This is a genomic window from Pseudonocardia sp. WMMC193, from assembly GCF_021728735.1.
GTDB lineage: Bacteria > Actinomycetota > Actinomycetes > Mycobacteriales > Pseudonocardiaceae > Pseudonocardia > Pseudonocardia oroxyli.
Genome location: NZ_JAKKDO010000003.1, coordinates 257,663 through 283,445, shown reverse-complemented (window position 1 = coordinate 283,445; position 25,783 = coordinate 257,663). Strand labels below are relative to the sequence as shown.

The 25,783-nt window shown below is 73.5% G+C and carries 21 protein-coding genes; 8 read left to right on the top strand and 13 right to left on the bottom strand.

Annotated elements, in window-relative coordinates:
• Window positions 1-4: 4 nt before the first annotated feature.
• Window positions 5-1,495 carry a glycoside hydrolase family 13 protein gene (locus L3X23_RS02650; protein WP_237190517.1) on the top strand — a complete coding sequence of 497 codons (1,491 nt, stop codon included), beginning with the start codon at window positions 5-7 and terminating at the stop codon, window positions 1,493-1,495.
• A 61-nt stretch (window positions 1,496-1,556) separates the two neighbouring features.
• On the opposite strand, the gene L3X23_RS02645 is transcribed toward L3X23_RS02650, so the two are convergent.
• On the bottom strand, window positions 1,557-2,207 hold the full coding sequence (locus tag L3X23_RS02645; RefSeq protein WP_237190516.1) for a DUF998 domain-containing protein: 651 nt from the start codon (window positions 2,205-2,207) through the stop codon (window positions 1,557-1,559).
• A gap of 55 nt (window positions 2,208-2,262) precedes the next feature.
• Here L3X23_RS02645 and L3X23_RS02640 point away from each other — a divergent pair, with 55 nt between their 5' ends.
• Window positions 2,263-2,844 (top strand): TetR/AcrR family transcriptional regulator, encoded by a 582-nt coding sequence (locus L3X23_RS02640; RefSeq protein ID WP_237190515.1) that lies wholly within the window; start codon window positions 2,263-2,265, stop codon window positions 2,842-2,844.
• Between the two features lie 42 nt (window positions 2,845-2,886).
• Here L3X23_RS02640 and L3X23_RS02635 read toward each other — a convergent pair whose 3' ends face one another.
• The 5 genes from L3X23_RS02635 to L3X23_RS02615 form a co-directional block, all read right to left on the bottom strand.
• On the bottom strand, window positions 2,887-3,525 hold the full coding sequence (locus L3X23_RS02635) for a hypothetical protein (protein WP_237190514.1): 639 nt from the start codon (window positions 3,523-3,525) through the stop codon (window positions 2,887-2,889).
• Window positions 3,522-3,959: a thioesterase family protein gene (locus L3X23_RS02630; RefSeq protein WP_237190513.1), complete on the bottom strand. Its 438-nt coding sequence runs from the start codon at window positions 3,957-3,959 to the stop codon at window positions 3,522-3,524. The genes L3X23_RS02635 and L3X23_RS02630 overlap by 4 nt, the downstream gene beginning before the upstream one ends.
• 13 nt (window positions 3,960-3,972) lie before the next feature.
• Window positions 3,973-4,629, bottom strand: coding sequence for an alpha/beta hydrolase (locus tag L3X23_RS02625; RefSeq protein ID WP_237190512.1), 657 nt, complete (start codon window positions 4,627-4,629; stop codon window positions 3,973-3,975).
• Between the two features lie 30 nt (window positions 4,630-4,659).
• Complete coding sequence (locus L3X23_RS02620) at window positions 4,660-9,255, bottom strand: NAD-glutamate dehydrogenase (protein WP_237190511.1); 4,596 nt, start codon at window positions 9,253-9,255, stop codon at window positions 4,660-4,662.
• A 124-nt stretch (window positions 9,256-9,379) separates the two neighbouring features.
• Complete coding sequence (locus tag L3X23_RS02615; protein ID WP_237190510.1) at window positions 9,380-10,888, bottom strand: catalase; 1,509 nt, start codon at window positions 10,886-10,888, stop codon at window positions 9,380-9,382.
• Window positions 10,889-10,989: 101 nt separating this feature from the next.
• On the opposite strand from L3X23_RS02615, the gene L3X23_RS02610 reads away from it, so the two are divergent.
• Together L3X23_RS02610 and L3X23_RS02605 are read left to right on the top strand one after the other, a co-directional pair.
• A complete protein-coding gene (locus tag L3X23_RS02610) occupies window positions 10,990-11,145 on the top strand; it encodes a hypothetical protein (RefSeq protein ID WP_093087668.1) in 156 nt (51 codons plus the stop codon).
• Between the two features lie 114 nt (window positions 11,146-11,259).
• Complete coding sequence (locus L3X23_RS02605; RefSeq protein WP_237190509.1) at window positions 11,260-12,237, top strand: isopenicillin N synthase family oxygenase; 978 nt, start codon at window positions 11,260-11,262, stop codon at window positions 12,235-12,237.
• Between the two features lie 186 nt (window positions 12,238-12,423).
• Here L3X23_RS02605 and L3X23_RS02600 read toward each other — a convergent pair whose 3' ends face one another.
• Complete coding sequence (locus tag L3X23_RS02600) at window positions 12,424-13,395, bottom strand: AraC family transcriptional regulator (RefSeq protein ID WP_237190508.1); 972 nt, start codon at window positions 13,393-13,395, stop codon at window positions 12,424-12,426.
• Window positions 13,396-13,555: 160 nt separating this feature from the next.
• Here L3X23_RS02600 and L3X23_RS02595 point away from each other — a divergent pair, with 160 nt between their 5' ends.
• The 4 genes from L3X23_RS02595 (at window position 13,556) to L3X23_RS02580 (ending at window position 19,632) form a co-directional block, all read left to right on the top strand.
• Window positions 13,556-15,034: an aldehyde dehydrogenase gene (locus tag L3X23_RS02595; RefSeq protein WP_237190507.1), complete on the top strand. Its 1,479-nt coding sequence runs from the start codon at window positions 13,556-13,558 to the stop codon at window positions 15,032-15,034.
• Between the two features lie 99 nt (window positions 15,035-15,133).
• Complete coding sequence (locus tag L3X23_RS02590) at window positions 15,134-16,312, top strand: LLM class flavin-dependent oxidoreductase (protein WP_237190506.1); 1,179 nt, start codon at window positions 15,134-15,136, stop codon at window positions 16,310-16,312.
• 45 nt (window positions 16,313-16,357) lie between these two features.
• Complete coding sequence (locus tag L3X23_RS02585) at window positions 16,358-17,914, top strand: ABC transporter ATP-binding protein (RefSeq protein ID WP_237190505.1); 1,557 nt, start codon at window positions 16,358-16,360, stop codon at window positions 17,912-17,914.
• Entirely contained in the window at window positions 17,911-19,632 is a 1,722-nt protein-coding gene (locus tag L3X23_RS02580; protein ID WP_237190504.1) for an ABC transporter ATP-binding protein, read from the top strand. Before L3X23_RS02585 ends, L3X23_RS02580 begins: the two co-directional genes overlap by 4 nt.
• 82 nt (window positions 19,633-19,714) lie before the next feature.
• On the opposite strand, the gene gcl is transcribed toward L3X23_RS02580, so the two are convergent.
• From gcl to L3X23_RS02550, 6 genes are all read right to left on the bottom strand, one after another.
• The gene (gcl, locus tag L3X23_RS02575; protein WP_237190503.1) at window positions 19,715-21,484 is read right to left on the bottom strand and encodes a glyoxylate carboligase; all 1,770 of its coding nucleotides are present in this window, start codon (window positions 21,482-21,484) and stop codon (window positions 19,715-19,717) included.
• Entirely contained in the window at window positions 21,481-22,362 is an 882-nt protein-coding gene (locus tag L3X23_RS02570; RefSeq protein WP_237190502.1) for a 2-hydroxy-3-oxopropionate reductase, read from the bottom strand. The genes gcl and L3X23_RS02570 overlap by 4 nt, the downstream gene beginning before the upstream one ends.
• A complete protein-coding gene (locus L3X23_RS02565; RefSeq protein ID WP_237190501.1) occupies window positions 22,359-23,108 on the bottom strand; it encodes a hydroxypyruvate isomerase family protein in 750 nt (249 codons plus the stop codon). Before L3X23_RS02565 ends, L3X23_RS02570 begins: the two co-directional genes overlap by 4 nt.
• 89 nt (window positions 23,109-23,197) lie before the next feature.
• Window positions 23,198-24,127, bottom strand: a complete 930-nt coding sequence (gene alc, locus L3X23_RS02560; protein ID WP_237190500.1) for an allantoicase — start codon at window positions 24,125-24,127, stop codon at window positions 23,198-23,200.
• Window positions 24,127-25,413 (bottom strand): allantoinase AllB, encoded by a 1,287-nt coding sequence (gene allB / locus L3X23_RS02555; RefSeq protein WP_237190499.1) that lies wholly within the window; start codon window positions 25,411-25,413, stop codon window positions 24,127-24,129. Before allB ends, alc begins: the two co-directional genes overlap by 1 nt.
• Window positions 25,410-25,769 carry a gamma-glutamylcyclotransferase gene (locus tag L3X23_RS02550; protein ID WP_237190498.1) on the bottom strand — a complete coding sequence of 120 codons (360 nt, stop codon included), beginning with the start codon at window positions 25,767-25,769 and terminating at the stop codon, window positions 25,410-25,412. The genes allB and L3X23_RS02550 overlap by 4 nt, the downstream gene beginning before the upstream one ends.
• Between the last annotated feature and the right edge of the window lie 14 nt (window positions 25,770-25,783).

Below are 25,783 nucleotides of genomic sequence, written 5' to 3'. Positions count from 1 at the left end.
AACCGTGCGTGCTGACTGGTGGGCGGAGGCCGTCGTCTACCAGGTGTACGTCCGCAGCTTCGCGGACTCGGACGGCGACGGCGTCGGTGACCTGGCGGGGGTCCGGTCCCGGCTGGGGTACCTGGAGCTGCTCGGCGTCGACGCGCTCTGGCTCTCCCCCGTCTACCCGTCCCCGGGGGTCGACCACGGCTACGACGTGAGCGACCCCCGAGACGTCGATCCCCTGTTCGGCACCCTGGACGACTTCGACGGCCTGCTCGCCGACGCCCGCGCCCACGGCCTGCGCGTGGTCATCGACCTGGTGCCCAACCACACCTCCGACCAGCACGAGTGGTTCCGGGCGGCGGTGTCCGCGGCGCCGGGGAGCCCCGAGCGCGCGCGCTATCACTTCCGCCGCGAACCGAACAACTGGCAGAGCGTGTTCGGCGGGCCCGCCTGGACCCGGGTCGCGCCGGACGACCCCGAGTACTACCTGCACCTGTTCACCCCCGGCCAGCCGGACCTCAACTGGGCCAACCCGGAGGTCCGCGAGGACCTGGAGAAGACCCTGCGGTTCTGGTGCGACCGGGGTGTCGACGGCGTCCGCATCGACGTCGCGCACGGGCTCGCCAAGGCCGACGGCCTGCCGGACGACCCGCGCCAGCCCGGCTGGACCGTCCTGGAGCAGGACACCCCGGACCCCCGGTTCGACCAGGACGGCGTGCACGAGGTCCACCGGGCCATCCGCGGCGTCCTCGACCAGTACCCGGGGCGGATGGCGATCGGCGAGGTCACGGTGCGAGACGACGCGCGCTGGTCGGCGTACGTGCGCCCGGACGAGCTGCACCTCGCCTTCCACTTCGGCCTGCTGCACTGCCCGTTCGACGCCGAGGAGATCCGGGCCTGCATCGACCGCACCCTGCTCGCCGCGGGCACCGCCCCCGCGGTGTGGACGATCGCGAACCACGACAACCCGCGCCCGCCCACCCGCTACGGGAGCCTGGAGCGGGCCCGGGCGATGGCCCTGATCGCCCTCGCGCTGCCGGGCACCGCCTACCTGTACAACGGCGAGGAGCTCGGCCTGCCGGACGTCGAGCTCCCCGCAGCGGTCGCCCGCGACCCGGGCGGGCGGGAGGGTTGTCGCGTCCCGCTGCCGTGGGAGGGCGAGGGCCCGGGGTACGGCTTCACCACCGGCGAGCCCTGGCTGCCCATGCCGGAGTCCTACGGCGCGCTGACCGCCGCCGACCAGCTGGAGGACCCCGACTCCACCCTGTCGCTCTACCGGCAGGCCCTGGAGCTGCGCCAACGGCACCCGGCCTTCCGGGGCGACCGGGTGGAGTGGTTCGGCGCTCCGGACGGCTGCCTGGCCTTCCGCCGCGTCGGCACCACCCTGGTCTGCGCCCTGAACGCGGGAACCCGCCCGGTCCCCCTCCCCCCGGGTGACGTCCTGCTCACCAGCGGTCCCCTGACCGACTGCGGCGACCTCCCCCCGGACACCGCCGCCTGGCTCGCCTGACCGCACCCCTCCGCGAGTCCCCCACCCCGACCACGCGAGTCCGCCGGTGGCCGCCGAGTCGTCAGGCCGCGGCGCGGCGGTGCAGCTCGGGGTGCGGCACGACCCGGTAGGCCTGCACGGACGCCACCGCCACCCAGCCGACGACCACCGCGATCCACAGCAGCGCGATCCCCGCGCCGCCCGGCGACAGCGCCGCCCCGCCGACGAACCCGAGCACGACGACCGACCCGGCCACCCGCGAGAACGCCGCACCGGGCGACGCTGCAGCCACGACCAGCGCGGACGCCGCGAGCGCAAGGAACCCGACCGCCCCGAACGCGAGATGCAGGATCCCGCTCGTCGACGTCTGCGCGGCCGCGCCGGGCGGGAACCCGTTCACCGGGTCGGGCGGGAAGACCGCGCTGAGCACCAGGCAGAGGGCGTACCCACCGAGCAGGCGCCCGGCGGTCCGACCGGCCCGCCCCCACGGCGCCCGGGCGAACCCGACCGCCGCCGCGGCGACCATGATCCCGGTGAGGACGAGGTTCACCGCTTGCAGCCACCCGCCGGGCCCGAGCAGCAAGGCGCTGAGCGGGTGCCTCGCCAGGTCGAACCCGGTCCGGGTCAGCGCGAGGACCAGGCCGAACACCAGGTAGAAGGGGCCTGCGACCACACCCCAGCCGAGCAGTGACCGCGTGACCGCGGCGCCGGCGTCGAATCCCTCGCGACCCATCAGACCCCCAGATCCTGCACTCAACGGTGCAGAAGTACACGCTAGAGTGCAGCAGGTGTCAACCGTCGAGGATCCGCGCATCACCCGCTCGCGCGCGCTCATCCTGACCGCGGCACACGGCCACTTCGTCGAACACGGGTACGTCGGCGCCAACGTGGACGTGATCGCCGCCGAGGCGGGGGTGTCCAAACGGACCGTCTACAACATCTACGCCTCGAAGGAGGCCCTGTTCCGCGCCGTGGTCGACCAGGCGATCGCGATCGCGGAGCGCTTCTCCGCGCAGCTCGCAGCGGACGTCGCGACCGACGACCTCGAAGGGATCGCGGAACGGCTGGTCGCGTCGGTGCTCAGCGAGCGGGTGATCCCGCTGCGCCGCCTGCTGATCGGTGAGAGCCGCCGGTTCCCCGAGCTCGCCCGCGAGTACTACGACCGCGCGCCCGGTCTGGTGCTCCGCACCCTCGCCGAGCACCTCCCCACCCATCCCGGCCTGCGCATCGACGATCCGGTGGCCGCCGCCGAGCACTTCGCCTTCCTCGTCCTGGGCCCACCACTGGACCGGGCCCTGTTCGACGACGAGGCCCCCACCCTGCGCACGCAGGCGGCCGTCGCCGCCTTCCGCCGCGCCTACACCCGCTGACCGACCGTCCGACTCGCGTGTCCGGACGAGGGACTCGCGGGATCAGGTCAGGAGGGGCAGGCTCATGACCCGGCGCCGCACCACGGCACCGAACCTCGCGTCCAGGCGCAGCCAGCTGCCGGTCGCCGAGACCCGGACCACGCCCGCGCCGTCCGCGCCGGTGTCGGCGCCGCCGAGGAATCCCATGCCCGACAGGGCGAACAGGGCGCGCATGGGGACCGTGACCGTGCCGGGGATGTTCCCGGACACCTTGAGCACGGTCTGGTCCAGCAGGGAGGCGGGCGGGCCGAGCGGGCCGCCGTGTTCGCGGGCGAGGGTCAGCCCGCGGTCGGTCAGGGCCTCGAGCTCACCGGCGGGCACGTCCTCGATGCGCACCCAGCCGTCGTCCGGCGGGAGCTCGCCGAGCCACGGGGCGCCGCCCGCGCCGAGGTCGACCTCCGCGGAGCGTTCGATCTCCAGCGCCGTGAGCAGCGCCGATCCGAGAACGGTGAGCTCGGCGGCGTCCAGCACCGCGTCGACCGACCGGGTGGCCAGGGTCTCGAACGGGGTCTCCGCCCAGGCCGTGACGCGGCCGCGGGCCGCCCGCAGCCGGACGGCCGCCGTGGCGTCCAGCCGCACCAGCCGCGCGGTGAACGCGCCGAGGTCCGCCCGGGCGGACGGGTCGGCGAACCGGAGCGTCACGACACCCGCTCCGCTCCGACGGCGGGCTCCGCGGCCCAGCGCAGCAGGTACTCCCGTTCGGCGGCGGAGACCCGCCGGGGTCGCCCGGCCGCCAGGTCGTAGAGCGCCATGCGGGTCTCGGCCGTGATCGCCACGGGGTCGTCCGCGTCCGGCCCCTCGTGCAGCACGTAGTCGATCGTGAAGGAGGCCGCCCGCACGTCCCGCACGGTCATGGCGACCCGCAGCGTGCCCGCCCGGTAGGGGATCTGCCGCCGGTACTCCACCGCGAGCCCCGCCACCAGCAGTCCCTCGGCGAAGCTCGACAGGCCGGACCCGGTGAACATCAGGTCGATGCGCGCCTCCTCCAGGAGCGTGACCGCGCGCGCGTGGTTCACGTGCCGGTAGGAGTCCTGGTCGGTCCACCGCAGCGGGACCTGCGCGACGAAGCAAGGCACGCCGCACAGCCTGTCAGACCACCGCGGCCAGCGCGGCGGCCACCTCCGCCGGGTAGGACAGCGCGTTGAGGTGACCGCCCGGGACCTCGACGACGCCGAGGCCGAGCCGCTCCCGCGCGACCCGCTTCTGCAGGGCGAGCGGGAACAGCCGGTCGTCCGTCGCGGCGACGACCGTGGTGGGCACGTCCGGCCAGGCGCGCAGCGGGTACGGCGCGGCGAAGGACCGGTCGGACTGCGGCCGTCCGCCCGCGAGCAGGTCGGCGCGCAGGAAGTCCGGGATGTCGTGCAGGAAGTCCCGCTCCATGTCGAAGCCCTCGTAGCCGGCCTCGCGCCGGGCCTGCTCCTGCCCGACCGCCTCCCACCACCGTCCAGCGGTCTCCCCGGGCGCGGGGATCATCGGGTTGAGCAGCACGAGGTGCCGCACGGGGATCTCCGCGGCGATCAGGGCGCCGGTGAAGGCCCCCATGGACTGCGCGACGACGACCGGAGACGGCCTGTCCCCCAACGCCTTCAGCGACAGGGCCACGTAGTCCGGCCAGTCGAGGGACTCGTCGTCCGCCGGCAGGTCCACCGCGACCGGATCGTGCCCCCGCGCGCGCAGCTCGGGCTCGACGCGGTGGAAGAACCAGGGTTCGCCGCCGGCACCGGGGATCAGCAGGAAGGTCGCCATGTCCTCACCGACTCCCCGGAGCCGGGAAACTCATCGCGCGAGGCTGCGCAGCTGCCGCGACACCACCGACAGCGTCGCCAGGTCGAGCTCCGGGGCGGAGGCGATCTCCTGCAGCGCGGTCCGGGCCCGCAGCAGCCGCGACGCGTTCGCCTTCTCCCACTGCGCGATCGTCTCGGCCACCGGGGTCCCCGGGTCCGCGACGCGCAGCGCGTCCAGGGTGATCGCGCGCAGCGAGCCGTAGAGGTCGTCCCGCAGCGCCAGCCGGGCGAGCTGGTGCCAGCGGTCCCCGCGGGGCAGCGCGTTGACCGAGTTCTGCGCGATGTCCACGCCCAGGTGGTCGCTGAGCGCGAAGTACACCCGCGCGACCTCCTCCGGCGGGCGGGGCTCGCCGTCCCGTTCGGAGAGCTCGACGAGGTCGACGACGTCGAGCAGCGCATAGGCCGGGATCTGCGTGGCCGCGCGCACGGCCAGCCACTCCGGCACGCCCTCGGCGACGAGGCGGGCGGCGTGCGCCCGCACCGCCTCGGCCTCGCGGCCGGCCAGCAGCTCGGTGAGCCGGTCCCGCAGCTCCCGCACCTGCGCCCCGAACCGGGCGGTCTCCGCCCCGACGGCCAGCGGCTGGGGCCGGTTGCCCAGGAACCACCGCGACGCCCGGTCCAGCAGCCGCCGCGACTCCAGGATCATCCGGTCGGACACCGCCACCTCGACCGGCGCCTCCCGCATCTCCCGCCAGCGGCCCGGCAGCCCGTACACGTCCGTCACGACGGCGTAGGCGCGCACCGCGTCGGCGGGCCCGGCCGCCGTCTCCTCGGCCAGCCGGAACGCGTAGGTGATCCCGGCGCCGTCGACCATCTCGTTGACGAGCATCGTCGCGAGGATCTCCCGGCGCAGCGGGTGCTCGCGGACCTCGGCCGGGAAGCGCTGCCGCAGCGGGTGCGGGAAGTACTCCGGCAGGCGCGCCGCGAACGCGGCGACGTCCGGCAGGTCGGTGTCCAGCAGCCGGTGGGTGAGGTCGAGCTTGACGTGCGCGATCAGCGTCGACAGCTCCGGCCCGGTCAGCCCCTGCCCGGCCTCCTCGAGCGCGGCGAACCCGGCCGCGGTGGGCAGCACCTCGAGCGCGCGGTCCAGCCCGGTGCGCTCCTCCAGGTCGGCGACCAGCCGCGCGTGCACGTTGGCCATCTCCGGGGCGTGGCTGCGGGCCACCCCGAGCACGGAGTTCTGGTCGACGTTGTCCGCCAGCACGAGGTCCGCGACCTCGTCGGTCATCTCGGCCAGCAGCGCGTTGCGGGCCGCGGGCTCCAGCGCGCCCGCCGCGACCGTGCGGTCCAGCAGGATCTTGATGTTGACCTCGTGGTCGGAGCAGTCCACGCCCGCGGAGTTGTCGATGGCGTCGGTGTTGACGCGCCCCCCGGAGCGGGCGAACTCGATCCGCCCCTTCTGCGTCAGGCCCAGGTTGCCGCCCTCGCCGACGACCCGGACCCGCAGCTCCCGCCCGTCGACGCGGATGGCGTCGTTGGCCTTGTCGCCCGCGTCCGCATGGGTCTCGGTGGAGGCCTTGACGTAGGTCCCGATGCCGCCGTTCCACAGCAGGTCGGCGGGGGCGAGCAGGATCGCGTGGATCAGCTCGGGCGGGCTCAGCGCCGTGACGTGGTCGGGGATCCCGAGCGCCGCCCGCATCTCCGGGCCCACGGGCACCGACTTCGCCGTCCGCGGCCACACCCCGCCGCCGGGCGAGATCAGCGCCCGGGAGTAGTCGTCCCAGGACGAGCGCGGCAACGCGAACATCCGCGCCCGCTCCGCGAAGCCGACCGCCGCGTCCGGTGTCGGGTCCACGAACACGTGGCGGTGGTCGAACGCCGCGACGAGGCGGATGTGCTCCGAGAGCAGCATCCCGTTGCCGAAGACGTCCCCGGACATGTCCCCGACCCCGACCACGGTGAAGTCCCGGGTCTGGGTGTCCACCCCGAGCTCGAGGAAGTGCCGCTTCACCGACTCCCACGCGCCGCGGGCGGTGATGCCCATGGCCTTGTGGTCGTAGCCGACCGACCCGCCGGAGGCGAACGCGTCCCCCAGCCAGAACCCGTAGGAGGCGGCGACGTCGTTCGCGACGTCGGAGAACCGGGCCGTGCCCTTGTCGGCGGCGACGACCAGGTACGAGTCGTCCCCGTCGTGGCGCACGACGTTCTCCGGCGGCACGGTGCGGCCGTCCACCAGGTTGTCGGTGACGTCCAGCAGCCCGGAGACGAACGTCCGGTAGCAGGCCTCGACCTCGGCCGGGTCCGGCGCGGGCGTCCGCACCACGAACCCGCCCTTCGCGCCGACGGGCACGATCACCGCGTTCTTCACCGCCTGCGCCTTGACCAGGCCCAGGATCTCGGTGCGGAAGTCCTGCGGGCGGTCCGACCAGCGCAGCCCGCCGCGGGCGACCGGCCCGAAGCGCAGGTGCACGCCCTCGACCCGCGGCGAGTACACGAAGATCTCGAACCGCGGCCGCGGCGCGGGCATGTCCGGCACCGCGGTCGGGTCGATCTTCAGCGACAGGAAGGGACGGTCGCGGAACCAGTTGGTGCGCAGCGTCGCGATGATCATGGCGAGGTAGCCGCGCAGGATGCGGTCGGCGTCGAGCCCGGTGACCTCGTCGATCAGGGCCGTGACCTCGGCCAACGCCTCGTCGGTGTCCTTCGCCCGCTCTGCGGCCGCGGGGTCGAAGCGGGCGCGGAACAGCCGCACCAGCCCGCGGGCGACGGCGGGCTGGCTGCACAGCGTCTCCGCCATGTAGTTCACCCCGAACGTGCTGCCGACCTGCCGGGCGTAGCGCGCGTACGCCCGCAGGACGGCCGCCTCCCGCCAGTGCAGCCCGGCCCGCAGGACGAGCGCGGAGAAGCGGTCCGCCTCCGCCTCACCGGACCAGGTGGCCCGGAACGCCGCGCAGAAGGCGAGCTCCAGCTGCGACTCGTCCGCGTACCCGGAGTCGCCCACGATCCGCAGGCCGAAGTCGTAGAGCCAACAGCGGCGCCCGTCGGGCCGGGTGAACTCCGACGGGTGCTCGTCGACGACCTCGACGCCGAGGTGCTGCAGGATCGGCAGGACCCGGGTCAGGGTGACCGGCTCGTCGAGGTAGAGGGTGAGCCTGCGCTCGTCGCCCGCGGGGTAGAGCCGCACGTCGAAGCCGTGCTCGGGCAGGGCGAGGATCCGCCGCAGGTCCTCGACGGCACGGTCCGGGGACACCCCCGCCTTGTAGGAGTCCGGGATGCCCGCGAGCAGGCCCGGGACCGTGGTCGCCTTCGGGCCCAGGCGCGCGACGAGCCGGTCGTCCCAGGTCCGCGCGGCCTCGGTCAGCGCGTCGGTCAGCTCCTCGGGATCGGGCCGGGCCGGCTCGGCGTCCGTGTGCACCGTGAAGTGCACCAACGCGTACGTGGCCTCCGTGACGCGCGCGGTGTAGTCCACGACCGACCCGTGCAGCTGCTCGCGCAGCACCGCGGCCATGGCCAGCCTGCTCGTGGTGGTGTAGCGGTCCCGGGGCAGGTAGACCAGGCAGGACACGAACCGCTGGTGCGGGTCGAAGCGCAGGAACGGCCGCACCGCGCGGCGCCCGGACAGGCCGAGCACGCCGACGGCGATGTCGTGCAGGTACTCCTCGCTCGCGCTGAACAGCTCCTCGCGCGGCAGCCCGGAGAGGATCTCCAGCATCTGCTGGCCGGAGAAGGACTCCACGGGGAACCCGGCGCGCTGGATCGCCCCCAGCACCCGCCCGGCGACGACCGGGATGTCCAGCACGCTCTCGTACAGCGCGGGGACGGTGAGCATGCCGAGGAAGCGGTGCTCGCCGGTCGGGGTGCCGTCCGGGGCGAAGGTCCGCAGGCCCACGACGTAGGGGTGCACCGCCCGCAGCACCCGGCTGCGCATGCCCGCCCGGGTGAGGATCAGCTGCTCCGAGCCGCCGTCCGGGGCGAACACGCCCGAGCCCAGCGCGTCGCCGCGCAGCACCCCGAGGCCGGACGCGGGCTCGGCGGTCAACACGCCACCCGCGGCCGTGTAGTGCCGGTAGCCCAGGAACGTGTAGTGGTCGTCTGCCAGCCAGCGCAGGAAGTCCGCGACCTCCCCCGGCGGGAGCTCGTCCGCCAGCGACAGGGCCCGCCGCTCCATCCGGTCGCCGTCCTCGACGACCTCCCGCACGTCGTGCAGCGTCTCCCGCAGCGTGTGCGCCAGGCCCTCTGGATCGGTGATCCCGTCCAGCTCGAGCCGGATCCACGACTCGGCCAGCGCCCCGGGCGGCGGCTGCGCGGGATCGGCCTCGGGGAGCACCTCGAGCAGGTCCCCCACCGCGTCCCGCCGCACGACGACGATGGGGTGCAGCAGCCGCACCACCGTGCCACCCGCCCGGTCGACCGCGGCGAGCATGGACCCGACGAGGAAGGGCATGTCGTCGGTGACCAGCTCGGCCACCCGGCCCTCGACCCGCACGAGCGGCTCCCCGGCCATCCGGCGGGCGGCCAGGGCGCGGTGGGCGCGGGCGACCTCCCGCAGCGGCACCCCCTCGGCCGTCCCGCCGTCGGCGGGCGTGTGCCGGGCGTAGACCTCGGTCAACGCGTCGAGTTCGGGATCGGGATCGGCCTGCTCGCTCATCCTGGGGCCACTTTCGTACTGCGCACGGGGGTGACGGACGGTGCGCAGGCCACCCTATCGAGCCCGGCCGCGGCCCCGGGCGGGCGCACCGCGTGCCCGGTCACGCGGCGCGCCCACCTCCGGGTCAGGCCTTGCGCTGCATGCTCTCCCGCGCGGGGTTGCCCTGCTCGGCGGCCTTCGGGTCGGTCTCCGAGGCCTTGGCCCGGACCCCGGCCTCGATCTTGTCCCCGATGCTCTTGTCGATGTTCTTCCAGTACTCGAAGGCCCGCTCGAGGATCGGCTCGGAGACCCCGTTGAGCAGGTGCCCGACGACGTTGTCCACCAGGCGTTCGCGGGCCGCGTCGTCCAGGACCTCCCGGACGAGGGTGCCCGCCTGGCCCCAGTCGTCGTCCTCGGCGTGGTCGACGTAGGCGCTGCGCATGATCGCGCCGTCCGCCTGCCAGGTCGGGACGTGCTGGGACGTGTCCGCGGCCGGGCCGCCGTAGGAGTTGGGCGCGTACACCGGGTCGGAGACCTTCTGCACCCGCATCGCCCCGTCCTTGGAGTAGGAGTGCACGGGACAGACGGGCGCGTTGACCGGGATCTGCTGGTAGTTGCCGCCGAGCCGGTAGCGGTGGGCGTCGGCGTAGGAGAACAGCCGCGCCAGCAGCATCCGGTCCGGCGACGGGCCGATGCCCGGCACGAAGTTGTTCGGCTGGAAGGCGAGCTGCTCGATCTCGGTGTGGTTGTCGGTGGGGTTGCGGTCGAGCGTCATCCGCCCGACCTCCTGCAGCGGGTAGTCGCCGTGCGGCCACACCTTCGTCAGGTCGAAGGGGTTGAACCGGTAGTCCTCGGCGTCCGCATACGGCATGACCTGCACGTACAGCGTCCAGGACGGGTACTCGCCGTCCCGGATGTGCTCGAAGAGGTCGCGGGTGTGGTAGTCCGTGTCCGCCGCGGCCATCTGGTCGGCCTCGTGCTGGGTGAAGAACTCCATGCCCTGGTCGGTCTTGAAGTGGTACTTGACCCAGAACTCCTCACCCTGGGCGTTGATCCACATGTAGGTGTGGCTGGTGTAGCCGTTCATGTGGCGCCAGGTGCGCGGGATCCCGCGGTCGCCCATCAGCCAGGTGACCTGGTGCGCGGACTCCGGCGAGAGCGTCCAGAAGTCCCACTGCATGTCGTGGTCGCGCAGGTTGTTGTCGGCGCGGCGCTTCTGCGAGCGGATGAAGTGCTGGAACTTCATCGGGTCCTTGACGAAGAACACCGGGGTGTTGTTGCCGACCATGTCGTAGTTGCCCTGGTCGGTGTAGAACTTCACCGCGAAGCCGCGGGGGTCGCGCCAGGTGTCGGGGCTGCCCCGCTCCCCCGCCACGGTGGAGAACCGGACCGCCAGGTCGGTGGTCGCGCCGGGCTGGAACAGCGAGGCCTTGGTGTAGGCGCTCACGTCCCCGGTCACGGTGAAGGACCCGAAGGCGCCGCTGCCCTTGGCGTGCGGCTGCCGCTCCGGGATGCGCTCCCGGTTGAACTGCGCCATCTGCTCGATGAGGTAGCTGTCCTGCAGCAGGATCGGACCGCCCGGTCCGACGGTGAGCGAGTGCTCGTCGCTCTCGACCGGGGCGCCGGAGTCGGTGGTGGTGAAGTGACGGGTCATGACGAGGGCGTACCCAGCCCGCACGCGTCGACACACTCGACGGTTGGGTTACTCGTGTCTCGGGTACCTCCGGTCAAGCATCGACCGAAGTGGAGCCACAAATGATCATCCTCGGACTCGTCCTGCTACTCATCGGGTTCCTCACCGGCTTGTCCCTGCTCTACTACCTGGGCGGGATCCTGCTGGTCGTCGGCATCGTCTTCCTGGTGCTGGGCAGCACCGGCCGGGCGGTGGGAGGCCGAAAAGTCTGGTTCTGACCCCGGTCCGCCACGAGGGCACCTCCGCACCGCGGGGGTGCCCTCGGCGCGTTCGCAGGGCCTCGGTCGGGAGACACGGCCTAGGGTCACGGTCCGACGACCGAGGGGGGAACCGTGAGCCTGCCCGTCCTGGACCTGTCGCGGCTCGACGCGGGCCCCGCGGAGGCCGCCGCCTTCCGCGCCGACCTGCTCGCCGCCACCCACGAGACCGGGTTCCTGTACCTCGTCGGCCACGGCATTCCGGACGACGTCGTGGCCGCGGCCTTCGCCGAGGCCGAGCGGTTCTTCGCCCTCCCGCTGGAGGACAAGCAGAGCGTCGAGATGCTGCGCAGCCCCCAGTTCCGCGGCTACACCCGGACCGGGGGCGAGCTCACCCGCGGCCGGGTGGACTGGCGCGAGCAGATCGACCTCGGGGCCGAGCGTGAGCCCGTCGCGGGCGGCCCGCCCTATCTGCGCCTGGAGGGCCCCAACCTCTGGCCCGCCGCCCTGCCCGGCCTGCGCCGGGTCTTCACCGACTGGGAGCGGCGGTGCACCGCCGTGGCCGAGCGGTTGATGCGGGCCTGGGCGATCGCCCTGGGTGGGCCTGCCGACCTGTTCGACGCCGCGTTCGGCGACCGGCCGTCCACCCTGATCAAGCTCGTGCGCTACCCGGGCCGGGCGGAGCGCGGCCAGGGCGTGGGCGCCCACTCCGACCCCGGGGTGCTCACCCTGCTCATGATCGAGCCGGGCAGGGGCGGCCTCCAGGTGGACACCCCCGCGGGCTGGGTGGACGCCCCCGCCCTCCCCGGCGCGTTCGTGGTGAACATCGGCGAGCTGCTGGAGTTCGCCACCGACGGCTACCTCAAGGCGACGGTGCACCGCGTGGTCTCCCCGCCCGAGGGCGAGACGCGGCTGTCGATCCCGTTCTTCTTCAACCCCGCGCTGGACTCGACGATCCCCCACGTCACCCTGCCGCCCGCGCTCGCCGCGCACGCCCCGGGCGTCACCCGGGACCCGGACAACCCCATCTCGGGCACCTTCGGCGAGAACATGCTCAAGGCCCGGCTGCGCGCCCACCCGGACGTCGCCGCCGCCCACCACCCCGACCTCTAGGCATCGTCCGCACCGGGTCGCCGCCGGGCATGCATGCCGAGCTGCGCGTCGTCGGCGACGGACCCGCCGCCGCCTACCGCGACCATCGGGGCGGTGGTTCCGTCCTGCTCGTCTCGAACGACGACGTGCCGCCCCACCTGCGCCCACCTACCCTGAGCGCGGCGCCACTCCCCTGACGCGTGCGGATCAGCGTTCCCGCAGGGTCTCCCGGGGCAGCTCGCCGAAGCGCTCCTTGTACTGCTGCGCGAAGCGGCTCTGGTGGAAGAAGCCCCACCGCAGCGCGACGTCGGTGACCCGGGTCGAGGCCGCGTCGCACCGCAGCAGCTCGGCGCGGACGTGGTCGAGCCGGATCCGCCGCAGGTGCCCCATCGGCGACTCGGACAGCTCCTGCTGGAAGGTGGCGTGCAGGGTCCGGACGCTCATGCAGCCCACCCGCGCCAGCTCCTGCGGCGTGATCGGCTCGTCCGCGTGCTGCTCCATGTAGTCCAGCACCGGCCCGAGCCGACCGCGGCGCACCGGGTCCGCGGGCGCGGTCAGCTCGTCGAGGTACTGGTGGTTGCCGACGTGCAGCAGCTGCGTCATCACGAACGCCTCGAGCTGCTCGCGGGCGATCGGCATCTCCGCGAGCCCGCCGGGGCGGTCCAGCTCGCGGACGAAGAACTCGACCGAGGACAGCAGGGTCCGCCCGGCCGCCGTGGTGAGGTCGATGCCGAAGTCGAAGTCCACGACGTCGTGCACCGGCCGGTTGAGCTGCTCGCTCAGGTGGGTCTCCAGGGTCAGTCGCGGGATCTTGAGGATCAGCTGCTCGGCGTCCGGCGACCAGCGGACGGTGTTGCGCTGGTCCGGACGGAGCACGATCCCACTGGCCCGCGCGCGGGTGGTGCGGCGCTCGCCGTCCGTGCGGTCGGCGGCCGTGCTCCCCCGGACGGTGAGGTTGACGTGGTAGTTGTCCTCGGTCGGGGGCATGACGAGGGTCGCCGCGGACTGGTAGGTCAGGTAGCCGAGGGTGAACATGCGGTCGCTGGTCGCGTTGAGCGTCATCGCGAGGCGGTCCTGCGGCGCGGTCAGCTCGTGGTCGAGGTACACGCGGGTGACCGCATCCCGCGCCTCCTCCAGGCTGCGTGTGTCGAGCACGGGGTAGCGGGAGAGGGGCTCCACGTCGACACCTCCTCGTGTCTCCGCCCTGCACACTAAAGCGGGGCACGCCGGGTGGGGAAGCGATCGTGCACTCAGCGGATCAGCGGCTGCCGTGCGCGGATAGCGAGGGCACACTCGGAGCCCCTAGCGTCCGGTGCCACACCCACGACAGGAGAGGTCGATGACGACTCCTCTGGAAGAACTCAAGCTGTTCATCGGCGGGAAGTCCGTGGACGCCCGCTCCGGACGCACCTTCGAGTCGCAGAACCCCTACACCGGCAGGCCCTGGGCGCGGCTGGCCGACGGTGGGCCCGAGGACGTCGACGAGGCCGTCGCGTCGGCCCGCGCCGCCTTCGAGGGCGAGTGGGGCTCGATGACCGGCTTCGCGCGCGCCGCGATCATGCGGCGGTGCGGGGACGCGATCGCCGCGAACGCCGAGCGACTGGCCCGCCTGGAGGTCAACGACTCCGGCAAGCTGCTGCGGGAGATGTTGGGCCAGCTCAACGCCCTGCCGCAGTGGTACTACTACTTCTCCGGACTGGCCGACAAGGTCGAGGGCCGCACCGTCCCGCCGGTGAACCCGAACTACTTCGGCTACACCACCCGTGAGCCGGTCGGCGTGGTCGGGGCGATCACGCCCTGGAACTCGCCGCTGCTGCTGCTGACGTTCAAGTTGGCGCCCGCGTTGGCGGCGGGCTGCACGATGGTGGTCAAGCCGAGCGAGCACGCGCCCGCCTCGACCGTGGCCTTCGCCGAGGTCCTGCACGAGGCCGGGCTGCCCGCGGGTGTGCTGAACGTCGTGACCGGCTGGGACCGCTCGACCGGTGAGGCGCTGTCCGGCCACCCGGGCGTCGACAAGGTCGCGTTCACCGGCTCGTCGGCCACCGGCGCGAAGGTCGCGCAGGCGGCGGTCGCGAACTACAACCGGGTCACCCTCGAGCTGGGCGGGAAGTCCCCGCAGATCGTGTTCCCGGACGCCGACCTCGACGCCGCCGCGAACGGCCTGGTCGCGGGCGTGTTCGCCGCCACCGGCCAGACGTGCATGGCGGGCTCGCGGCTGATCGTGCACGCCGACGTCCACGACGCCCTGATCGAGAAGGTCGTCGCGCGGGCGAACTCCATCGTGCTCGGCGACCCCACCGAGGCGGACACCGAGATGGGTCCGGTGGCGAACCGGCCGCAGTACGAGAAGGTGCTGGGCTACCTGCAGGGCGCGGCCGCGGAGGGCGCGACGTTCGCCTGCGGCGGCGAACCCGACGCCGAGCGCGGCGGACTGTTCGTCAAGCCCACCGTCGTCACGAACGTGACCCCGGAGAACACGATCGTCCGGGAGGAGGTGTTCGGCCCGGTCCTGGCCGCCTACACCTTCACCGAGGAGGACGAGGCCCTCAAGCTGGCCAACGACACCCCCTACGGCCTGGCCGGGGCGGTGTGGACCAAGGACGTGCACCGCGCCCACCGGGTGGCGAACAAGCTGCGCGCGGGCACGATCTGGATCAACGCCTACCGCGTGATCGCCCCCAACATGCCCTTCGGCGGCTTCGGCGCCAGCGGCATCGGCCGCGAGAACGGCGTCGACGCGGTCAACGAGTACACCGAGAACAAGTCCGTCTTCGTGGAGCTGACCGGCGGCACCCGAGACCCCTTCCAGCTCGGCTAGCCCCACCCCCCTGCCCGGCGAACGGCGCGCTCGCTCACACCTGGTGAGCGAACGCGCCGCTCGCTCCCCTGCCCTGCCCCGCCCTGCCCTGGAGGACCCATGACCGTCACGGCCAACGAGCGCCTCGGCCTCGCCCCCACCGACCCCCGCCCGGCGAGCGAGACCCGGCCCGCCGCGGACCGCACCACCACCAACCCGCTGTTCGGCGACCAGAAGATGAAGCTGGGCCTGTTCGGCACCAACACCAGCTACGGGCTGATCATGAGCCACGCGCCGTCGGGTTTCGAGATCACCTGGGAGCACACCAAGGAGATCGCCCAGCGCGCCGACCGCCTCGGGTTCGACGTCCTGGTCCCCGTCGCCCGCTGGAAGGGCTTCGGCGGCTCCACGAACTTCAACGGCAACTGCTTCGAGACCTACACCTGGGCCGCCGGGGTCGCCGAGGCGACCGAGCGGATCGCGGTCGCCGCGACCAGCCACCTCCCGACCATGCACCCGATCGTCGCCGCGAAGCAGGCGACCACGGTCGACCGCATCTCCGGCGGCCGGTTCGCGCTCAACATGGTGATGGGCTGGGTGCCGCCGGAGATGGAGATGTTCGGCTCCGAGCAGCGCGAACACGACGAGCGCTACGCCTACGGCCAGGAGTGGCTGGACTTCGTGAACCGGCTCTGGACCGAGGAGGGCACCTTCGCGATCCACTCGACGTACTTCGACGCCGAGCTGCTCGAGGCCTACCCCAAGCCCCACCAGGGCCCCCGCCCCGCGTTGATCAACGCGGGCAACTCGCCGTCGGGCATCGAGTTCTCCGCGCGCAACGTCGACTTCAACTTCGCCTCGCTGGACACCCTCGACAACATCAAGGCCTACACCACGGCGTTGAAGGAGAAGGCGCGCACCGAGTACCAGCGCACGATCCACGCGATGACCTACGGCCTGGTCGTCTGCCGGGACACCGAGGCCGAGGCGAAGCGGGCCTTCCAGCAGGTCGTCGACGAGGGCGACTGGGGCGCCGCGGGCAACGTCATCAAGATCGCCGGATCCGGTGCGAGCCAGTCCTTCGACCACGCGGTCAAGGCGATGCAGGAACGCTTCATCGCGGGCTGGGGCGGCTACCCGATCGTCGGCACCCCCGAGCAGGTCACCGAGGAGCTGGGCAGGCTGAACGAGGCCGGCATGGAGGGCATGATCTTCGGGCTCATCGACTACAACGAGGAGCTCAAGTACTTCGGCGAGAAGGTCATGCCGCTGCTGAAGGAGGCCGGACTGCGGCACTAGTGCCCCGGACCGCGCCCCGCCGATCACTGAGCCTACCCTTACCGGGTGAAAACGGACGACGGTCTGCGCAGGCGGGTGCTGCGCCGCCAGCGCAGACGGGTGCTCGGGGCGTCGCTGCTGCTGATGGGGCACCAGACGTGCGAGGCGCTGGTCCCGCTCGCGATCGGGTTCTCGGTGGACCGCGCCGTGGCCACCGGCGACGTGCGGATGCTCGTGCTCTGCCTGGCGGGGTTCGTCCTGCTGTTCGGGGTGCTGAATACCTGCTACCGCTGGTTCGCCCGGCTGGGGCAGGGCGCGGTCATCGACGAGGGCCACCTGCTGCGCACGGAGCTCGCGGGCAGGCTGCTGCGCCCGGGGGCCACCACCGCGCGGCGGCACGGCGAGCTGTTGACCATCGCGTCGTCGGACGCCGACCAGACGGCGCGGTCGGTCATCTGGGTGTCGGGGCTGTGCGGCTCGGCGGCCGCGCTGCTGGTCAGCTCGGCGATCCTGATCGGGATCGACCCGCTGCTGGGGCTGGGCCTGATCGTGACGGCCGTGGTCGTCACGCTGGGGCTGAACGCCCTGTCCCCGCTGCTCTCCCGACGGGTGGCGGGCCAGCAGGAGTCCCTCGCCGAGGCGTCCGCGCTGGCCACCGACCTGGTGACCGGCCTGCGCGTGCTGCACGGGCTCGGCGCCCAGCGCACCGCGACCGCGCGCTACCGCGAGGTCAGCAGGCGGGCCGAGAGCGCGGGCGTCCGCACGGGCACCGCCAAGTCGCTGCAGCTCGGCGCCACCGTCCTCGCCGCCACCCTGGTGCTCGCGGTGTCGGTCGCGTCCGCGGGCCTGCTCGCCGTCGACGGAACGATCACCATCGGCGCCTTCGTCTCCGCGGTCGGCGCGGCGCAGTTCATCGCCGAGCCGCTGACCGCGGCGGGCTTCTACCTGCAGATCGGTGCGGCCGCCAAGGCGAGCGCCGCGCGCGTCGGCGGGGTGCTGGACGAGGCGCCGGTCGCCGAGCCGGTCGAGCCGGTGCGGCTGGACCTGCCCGCCGGGCGGCTGACCGGGGTCGTGGCCGAGCCCGAGGTCGCCGACCGTCTCACCGCCGCGCTGCGCGAGCGCAGCGTGACCTTCGACGGCGCCGCCCCGGAGGCCGTGCACGTCGAGCCCCACCACGCCCACCTGTTCGCCGGGACCGTCGCGGAGAACATGGCGCTCAGCGGGGTGCCCGGTGACCTGCGGCCCGCCATCGTCGCGGCAGGCGCCGCGGACTTCGTCGACGCCCAGCCCGCGGGCCTCGACGAGCCGGTCCGGGACCGCGGCCTGAGCCTGTCCGGCGGCCAGCGCCAGCGGCTCGCGCTGGCCCGCGCGCTGCACGCCGATCCCCCCGTGCTCGTCCTGCGCGACCCGACGACGGCGATCGACTCGGTCACCGAGGAGGCCGTCGCGCAGGGCCTGCGGACGCTGCGCCGGGACCGGACGACCGTCGTGATCACCGACAGCCCCGTGCTCCTCGCCCACGCCGACCACGTCGTGCACCTCGCCGCCGAGGGCGTCCTCGCCGAGGGCACGCACCACGACCTGCTCGCCCACGAGGGCTACCGGAAGAAGGTCCTGGGATGAGCACGCGCCTCCCCCTCGCCACCGCGGGGCAGGTCCGCCGCGCGATCGGCGGGTACCTGCGGAGCCGGCGGGCGCTCGCCGTCTCGACGGTCCTGTTGGCCGCGCTCGCCTCGCTGTCCGGCCTGGTCGCGCCCTGGGCGATCGGCCTGATCGTCGACGCCGTGCTGCGCGGCACCACGACCGCCGAGATCGTCGAGCTGGTGGTGCTGGTGGCGGGCGCCGGCGTGCTGAGCGCCGTGCTGACCGCGATCAGCGCCGCCCTCGTCGCCCGGATCGGTCAGCGGGTCCTCGCCCGGATGCGCGAGGACACCGTCGGCACCGCGCTGCGGCTGCCCGCGAACGAGCTGGAGGAGTCCGGCCGCGGCGACCTGCTCAGCCGCGTGGGAGACGACGTCGCGGTCATCAGCGAGGTGATCACCGCCCTGCTGGCGCCGTGGGTCGGGGCCGCACTGACGGTCGGGCTGACGATGGTCGGTCTGTTCGCCCTCGACCCGTGGCTCGCCGTGGCGGGCCTGACCGCCATCCCGGTCTACGGCTTCGCGATCCGCTGGTACCTGCCCCGGGCGGCCAAGCGCTACGCCGCCGAGCGGGCCGCGTTCGGCGACCGCGCCGAGGCGCTGGTGTCCAGCCTGGAGGGCCTGCCGACGGTGCACGCCTACGGCGCCGAGGACCAGCACGTCGCGCGCATCACCGAGTCGTCGGAGCAGGCGCGGGCGATCTCGAAGTCGGTGTTGTGGTTCGCCACGGCGTGGGGCAAGTGGATGAACATCGCCGAGCTCGTGGGGCTCACGGCGATCATCGGCGTCGGCTTCGCGCTCGTCTCCACCGAGGCCGCCACGGTCGGCGCGGTCACCGCCGCCGCGCTGTACTTCCACCGGCTGTTCAACCCGCTCGGCCTGATCATCATGAGCTTCGACGAGATCCAGTCGGCCTTCGCCAGCCTGCAGCGGATCGTCGGGGTGATCGTGACCGAGGTGCCCGCCGTCGACCCCGCGCCGCGGCCGAACGGCTCCGTGACGGCCTCGGGGATCACCCATCGCTACGGCGCGGACCCCGTGGTGCGGGACGTGTCCGTGGCGCTCGCGCCCGGCGAGACCGTCGCGCTGGTCGGGGCGAGCGGGGCGGGCAAGTCCACGCTCGCGGTGATCCTCGCGGGGCTCACCGACCCCTCCGCGGGGACGGTGCACGTCGGCGGCGAGCCGGTGTCGCGGTTCCGGGCCGACGGGTCGGTCGTGCTCGTGTCCCAGGAGGCCCACGTCTTCGCGGGCCCGCTGGCCGAGGACCTGCGGCTGGCGCGGGCGGACGCCACGGACGCCGAGATCGAGAAGGCTCTCGCGACGGTCGGCGCGGACTGGGTCTCCGCGCTGCCGTCCGGGCTGCGGACGGTGGTCGGCGAGCTGGGGCACGCGCTCTCGGCCGAGCAGGCCGCCCAGGTCGCGCTCGCCCGCGCCCTGCTCGCCGACCCCGTGGTGCTGCTGCTGGACGAGGCCACCGCCGAGGCGGGCTCGCGGGACGCGTCGCGGTTGGAGGACGGCGCCGCCGCCGTGCTCGCGGGGCGCACCGGCCTGGTGGTGGCGCACCGGCTGCGGCAGGCGTCGACCGCCGACCGGATCCTCGTGATGGACGCCGGGGAGATCGTGGAGTCCGGGACGCACGCGGAGCTGCTCGCCGCGGACGGGCACTACGCCCGGCTGTGGCGCGCCTGGCGCGGGGAGTGATCACCGCGACTGGAGCAGAATCCGCGCTGAGCGCGGGTCGCGCTCCAGTCGCGGTGATCACCGGTGCGCCCGACGCTCACACTCACGCGAGCGGGAGCGGGATGGTCGCGGTGGGTGCGTGTGCCCGGGTGGTCGCCTGCTCCTCGAACTCCACCACGGCGTCCAGGTCCTGGCCCATCGCGATGTTCGTGACCCGCTCCAAGACCACCTCGACGACCACCGGGACCCGGTGCAGCGCCACCAACTCCTTCGCGCGGGCGAACGCGCCGGGGAGGTCGGCGGGGTCCGTCACGCGGATCGCCTTGCAGCCCAGGCCCTCGGCGACCTTGACGTGGTCCACGCCGTACTTGTCCAGCTCCGGCGAGTTGATGTTGTCGAACCCGAGCTGCACGCAGTAGTCCATGTCGAACCCGCGCTGCGCCTGCCGGATCAGCCCCAGGTAGGAGTTGTTCACGACGACGTGGATGTAGGGCAGCGTGAACTGGGCCCCGACCGCCAGCTCCTCGATCATGAACTGGAAGTCGTAGTCCCCGGACAGCGCGACCACCCCGGCCTCGGGATCGGCGACCCGGACCCCCAGCGCGGCCGGGACGGTCCAGCCCAGCGGCCCCGCCTGCCCGCAGTTGATCCAGTGCCGCGGCCGCTGGACGTGCAGGAACTGGGCCCCGGCGATCTGGCTGAGCCCGATCGTGCTGACGTAGCGGGTGTCGGGGCCGAACGCCTTGTTCATCTCCTCGTACACCCGGTGCGGCTTGATCGGGACGTCGTCGAAGTGGGTCCGCCGCTGCAGCGTCCCCTTGCGCTCGACGCACTCCCGGACCCAGGCGCTGCGGTCCGGCAGGGTGCGCTCGCGCGCGGCCTCGACCGCGGTCCGCAGGAACGCGCCCGCGTCGGAGGTGATCCCGTAGTCCGGCGCGAACACCCGCCCGATCTGGGTCGGCTCGATGTCGACGTGGACGAACCGCCGCCCGCGCCGGTAGACCTCCAGCCCGCCCGTGTGCCGGTTCGCCCACCGGTTCCCGATGCCGAGCACCAGGTCGGACGCCAGCAGGGTCGCGTTGCCGTACCGGTGCGAGGTCTGGATGCCGGCCAGACCCGCCATCAGCGGATGGTCGTCCGGGATCGCGCCCCAGCCCATCAGCGTCGGGATGACCGGGAGGTCCAGCAGCTCCGCCAGCTCGACGAGCTCGGCGCACGCGTCGGCATTGACGATCCCGCCGCCCGCCACGATGACCGGGCGCTCGGCGTCGGCGAGCAGGTCGAGAACCCGCTCGACCTGCGCGCGGGTGGCGGCGGGGCGGTGCACCGGGAGCGGCGCGTACGTCTCGGGATCGAACGCGATCTCGCCCTGCTGGACGTCGATCGGCAGGTCCAGCAGCACCGGCCCCGGGCGCCCGGAGCGCATGAGGTGGAAGGCCTGCGCGACCGCGCCGGGGACCTGGGCCGGCTCGCGGACGGTCAGCGCCAGCTTGGTGACGGGTGCGGCGATCGCCGCGATGTCGACCGCCTGGAAGTCCTCCTTGTGCAGCCGCGCGACCGGCGCCTGCCCGGTGATCGCGAGGATCGGGATGGAGTCGGCCATCGCGGAGTAGAGCCCGGTGATCATGTCCGTGCCCGCGGGTCCGGACGTCCCCACGCACACGCCGATGTTGCCCGCCTTCGCGCGCGTGTAGCCCTCGGCCATGTGCGAGGCGCCCTCGACGTGTCGGGCCAGGACGTGGGTGAGCGTGCCGTCGCGGCGGACGGCGTCGTAGAACGGGTTGATCGCGGCGCCCGGCAGCCCGAACAGGTGCGAGACACCCTCGGCCCTGAGGATCGCGACGGCGGCGTCGACGGCGCGCATGCGGGTCATCGTGCCCGTCCGGAGAGTGCCTCGACCTGCGTCAGCAGGGCGCTGTGGTCGAGCGAGCCGTGGCCTTGCGCGCGCAGCGCGCCCACCAGCTGGGCCACGTGCGCACCCAGCGGGATGGCGACGCCCGCCTCCCGCGCCGCCGCCGTCACGATGCCCAGGTCCTTGTGGTGCAGGTCGATCCGGAAGCCGGGTGCGAAGGTGCGGGCGCGCATCGTGGCGCCCTTGCGCGCGAGGACCGTGCTGCCGGCCAGGCCGCCGCCGAGGACCTCCAGCGCGGACTCGGTGTCGACGCCGTAGGCCTCGAGGAACACCAGCGCCTCGGCGACCAGCTGGATGTTCCCCGCGACGATCAGCTGGTTGGCGGCCTTGACGGTCTGGCCCGCCCCCGACGGTCCGACGTGGACGACGGTCCGGCCCACGGTCTCCAGGAGGGGTCGGGCGGCCGCGACGTCGTCGTCCGCGCCGCCGACCATGATCGACAGCGTGGCCTCGACGGCGGCGGGCTCACCGCCGCTGACCGGCGCGTCGACCGGGCGGATGCCGCGCTCGCGCTCGGCCTCGGCGATCCGGCGCGCGACGTCCGGCCGGATCGTCGAGCAGTCGATGTGCAGGGTGCCGGGCTTGGCGTGGGCGAGGATGCCGTCCTCGGAGAACACGAGCGCCTCGACGTCGGGGCTGTCGGGGACCATGGTGATCACGACGTCCGCCTCCCGGACGGCGTCCGCGGTGTCGGCGGCGGCGCGCCCGCCCCGCTCGACGAGCACGTCGACGGCCAGCCGGGAGAGGTTGTGGCCCACGACGTCGTGGCCCGCGTCGACGAGGTGGCCCGCCATCGGGCCGCCCATGATGCCGAGGCCGATGAATGCGATCGTGCTCATGCGATGACCTTTCGGGTGGGGACGTACTCCAGCGCGGTGCGGCCGGTGTAGCCGGCGGCCTGCAGCGCGGCGAGGACGTGGGGGAAGTCGATGTCGCCGGTGCCGGGTTCGTGCCGTCCCGGCGCGTCGGCGAGCTGGACGTGGGCGATGCGGTCCGCGTGGGCGGCGATCGCGGCGTCGAGGTCCTCGCCGTTGACGGCGAGGTGGTAGACGTCGAACAGCAGGCCGGTGTTCGACGCGCCGACCCGGTCCAGCACCGCGACCGCGTCGGCGCACGTGCGGATCGGGTAGCGGTCGGCGCCGCTCAGGGGCTCCAGCACCACCGCCGCGCCGATGCGCTCGGCCTCCTTCGCCGCGTGGGCGAGGTTCTCCAGCGCGAGGTCGTCCTGGCCGCTCGCGCCGTCGACGCGGTTGCCGTACAGGGCGTTGAAGATCGAGATGCCGAGCCGTTCGCCGAGCCCGACCGCCACCGCGACCGAGGCCCGGAACTCCGACTCCCGCCCCGGCCAGGACACCAGCCCGCGGTCACCCGCGGGCATGTCCCCCGCGGCGAAGTTGAGCCCCACCAGGTCCACCCCGGCATCCTCGACGGCGCGGGCGAAGCGGTCCACCTCGGCGTCCGACGGCGCGGCCGAGGAGAAGGGCCACCAGAACTCGACGGCGGCGAACCCGGCGGCCGCGGCGGCCGCGGGCCGCTCCAGCACAGGAACATCGGCCAACACGAGCGAACAGTTGAGCGCGTGCACGGTCTCTCCCAAGATCAGGGCATTACGGAGCCACAACTGTCGTTCTCGACCCGCGAAACGACAGCTGTGGCTCCATGATGCGGACGGGGTCAGCGGGCCGAGAGCCAGCGGGTTTCGAGCGTTCGATAGCCACCAGCGGTGGGGGTGCCCCACAGGCGTACTCGGGACAGGCCGCCGTCGGGGTGGATGTCCAGGCGGACGGCGGTGACGGGGGTCGGGTCGTCCAGCACGACGCGGTGGACGGTGTTCGGGCCGAGCTCGGACTCCATCAGGGTGCGACCGCCGCTGCGGAGCACCGCCCGCGCCGGCGCGTTGTGCAGGAAGTACCTCGTGTCCAGCTCGACGACGGCGAGGGACGACTCGACCGCCAGGCCGATCTCGACCCAGTCGTTCCCGGTGTCGCGGCGGCGGGCGGTCTCCCACCCCTCCCCCATCGACCGGGCGGGACCGGGGAGCAGCAGGTTGTGGGGCTCGCTGTAGAACCGGTTCGACACGTCCCGGATGTGCCCGCCGTTCTCGACGGCGGCGAGGTCGACGGTGCCCAGCGCCGCCACCAGGGCCGGGTCGGGCAGCGCCTCGCCGAACACCCGCAGGCGGGCGACACCGCCGTCCGGGACGATGCGCAGCCGGACCTCGTCGACGCGGCGGTCGCAGCGGACGTCGAACGCGTTCTCGCTGTCCCCCTTGAGGTCCGAGAGCGCGACCAGCTCGAACCAGTCCCCGTCCGCGCGGCCGTCGACCGCGGCCCGCGGCGGGTAGTTGCCGGTGAACCAGGTCGTGTCGACCACGATCCGCCGGACGATGCCGGGCGCGCCGAGCCGGACCACGGCCTCGTCCTCGCCGGGGGTGCGCCTGCGGCGGGTCTCCCAGCCGTCGTAGACCTTGCCGCGGTGGCCGAAGGTCGTCGGGTCGAAGACCGGCGGACCGGGGACGATCAGGTTCTCCTTGGCGGCGAACGACTCGTCGCTCGCCCGGACCACGGAACCGCCGACGGTGCGCAGCGCGAGATCGGGGTACATCAGCGCTCACCTCTCTCGATCAGTCGACCACGGGGGTCGGGACCCACCCGCTCGCCGCGCAGCCAGGTGCCGCGGACCACGCCGTGCAGCGTGCGACCGGCGTAGGGGGTGGTGGGGTGGCGGTGGGCGAGCGCACCCACCGTGAAGGTCTCGTCCGGCGCGACGATCGCGAGGTCCGCGTGCGCGCCGGGGGCGATGCGGCCCTTGTGTCGCAGCCCGACCAGGTCCGCGGGGGCCGTCGCCATCCGGTCGACGACGGCGGCGAGCGACCAGCCCCGCCGCCGGGCCTCGGTCCACACGACCGCGAGCCCGATCTGCAGCGACGCGATGCCGCCCCACGCCGACCCGAAGTCCCCGGTGCCCTTGAGCTCCGGTGTCGCGGGCGAGTGGTCGCTGACGACCATGTCGATCACGCCGTCCGCGAGGCCCTGCCAGAGCAGGTCGCGGTTGGCCTCCTCGCGCACGGGCGGGCAGCACTTGAAGCGGGTGTCGCCGTCCGGGATCTCCTCGGCCGCGAGGGCGAGGTAGTGCGGGCACGTCTCGACCGTGACCCGCACGCCCTCGGCGCGGGCCCGGGCCAGCAGCGGCAGCGCCGCGGCGGACGACAGGTGCACGACGTGCACGCGCCCGCCCGTCTCGCGCGCGGCGTCGAGCAGCCGGGCGATGGCCGAGTCCTCGGCCGCGGCGGGCCGGGACGCGAGGAAGTCGCCGTAGCGCGGGCCTCGGGTGGATCCGATGAGGGCGGCGTCCTCCGCGTGCGCCAGCAGCACCGCGTCCCCCAGCACCCGCAGCGCGGTGCGCGGGTCGGGCAGCGGCGGGAACTCCGGCACGCCGCTGTCCAGCAGGAAGCACTTGGCGCCGAACGCGCCCGCGGCGACCAGCTCCGGCAGCGCGTACTCGTTGCCGGGCACCGCCCCGCCCCAGAACCCGACGTCCACGGCGCACTGCCCGTCCGCGGCCTTGCGTTTGATGGCGAGGGACTCGGCGTCCAGCGTCGGCGGGAGCGAGTTCAGGGGCATGTCGACGATCGTCGTGACCCCGCCCGCGGCGGCGGCCCGGGTGGCGGAGGCGAAGCCCTCCCACTCGGTGCGGCCGGGCTCGTTGACGTGCACGTGGGTGTCGACCAGGCCGGGGATCAGCACCTCGTCCGCCGCAGGCCGGACCTCGACGGCGTCGAGCGGGGCGTCGATCGGCAGCACGGCGGCGATCCGCTCTCCGTCGACCAGGACGGCGGCGGGCCGCTCCCCACCGTCGACGATCGCACGGCCGCGGAAGACCGTCCTCACGAGCGGTACTCCCGCCAGTCGGCGATGTCCGAGATGTCCGTGCGCGAAGCGGTGTGCCCGGGGCGCAGGATCATCGCGAGCGAGCCGGACCCGTCGGCCAGCTCGATGACGCCGAGCTCGAGCCCGTCGGGCTCGCCGGGCAGGAGGACCTCCCGGAGCTGGGCGTAGGACAGCTCGTAGAGCTCACCCGCGACGGCGGCGGTCCCGCCGTCCTCGAGGGCCGGGTAGCGGCCCTCGACCGCGTGGAAGCGGTACCGGGGCGCGGTGGTGGTGCGGGCCACCAGCGGGGCGTCGCCCACGAGGTGGTGGTCGGGCCCGCCGGACATGGCGGTGCCGTTCAGGAACATCCGAGGCATTGCGGCACCTCCGG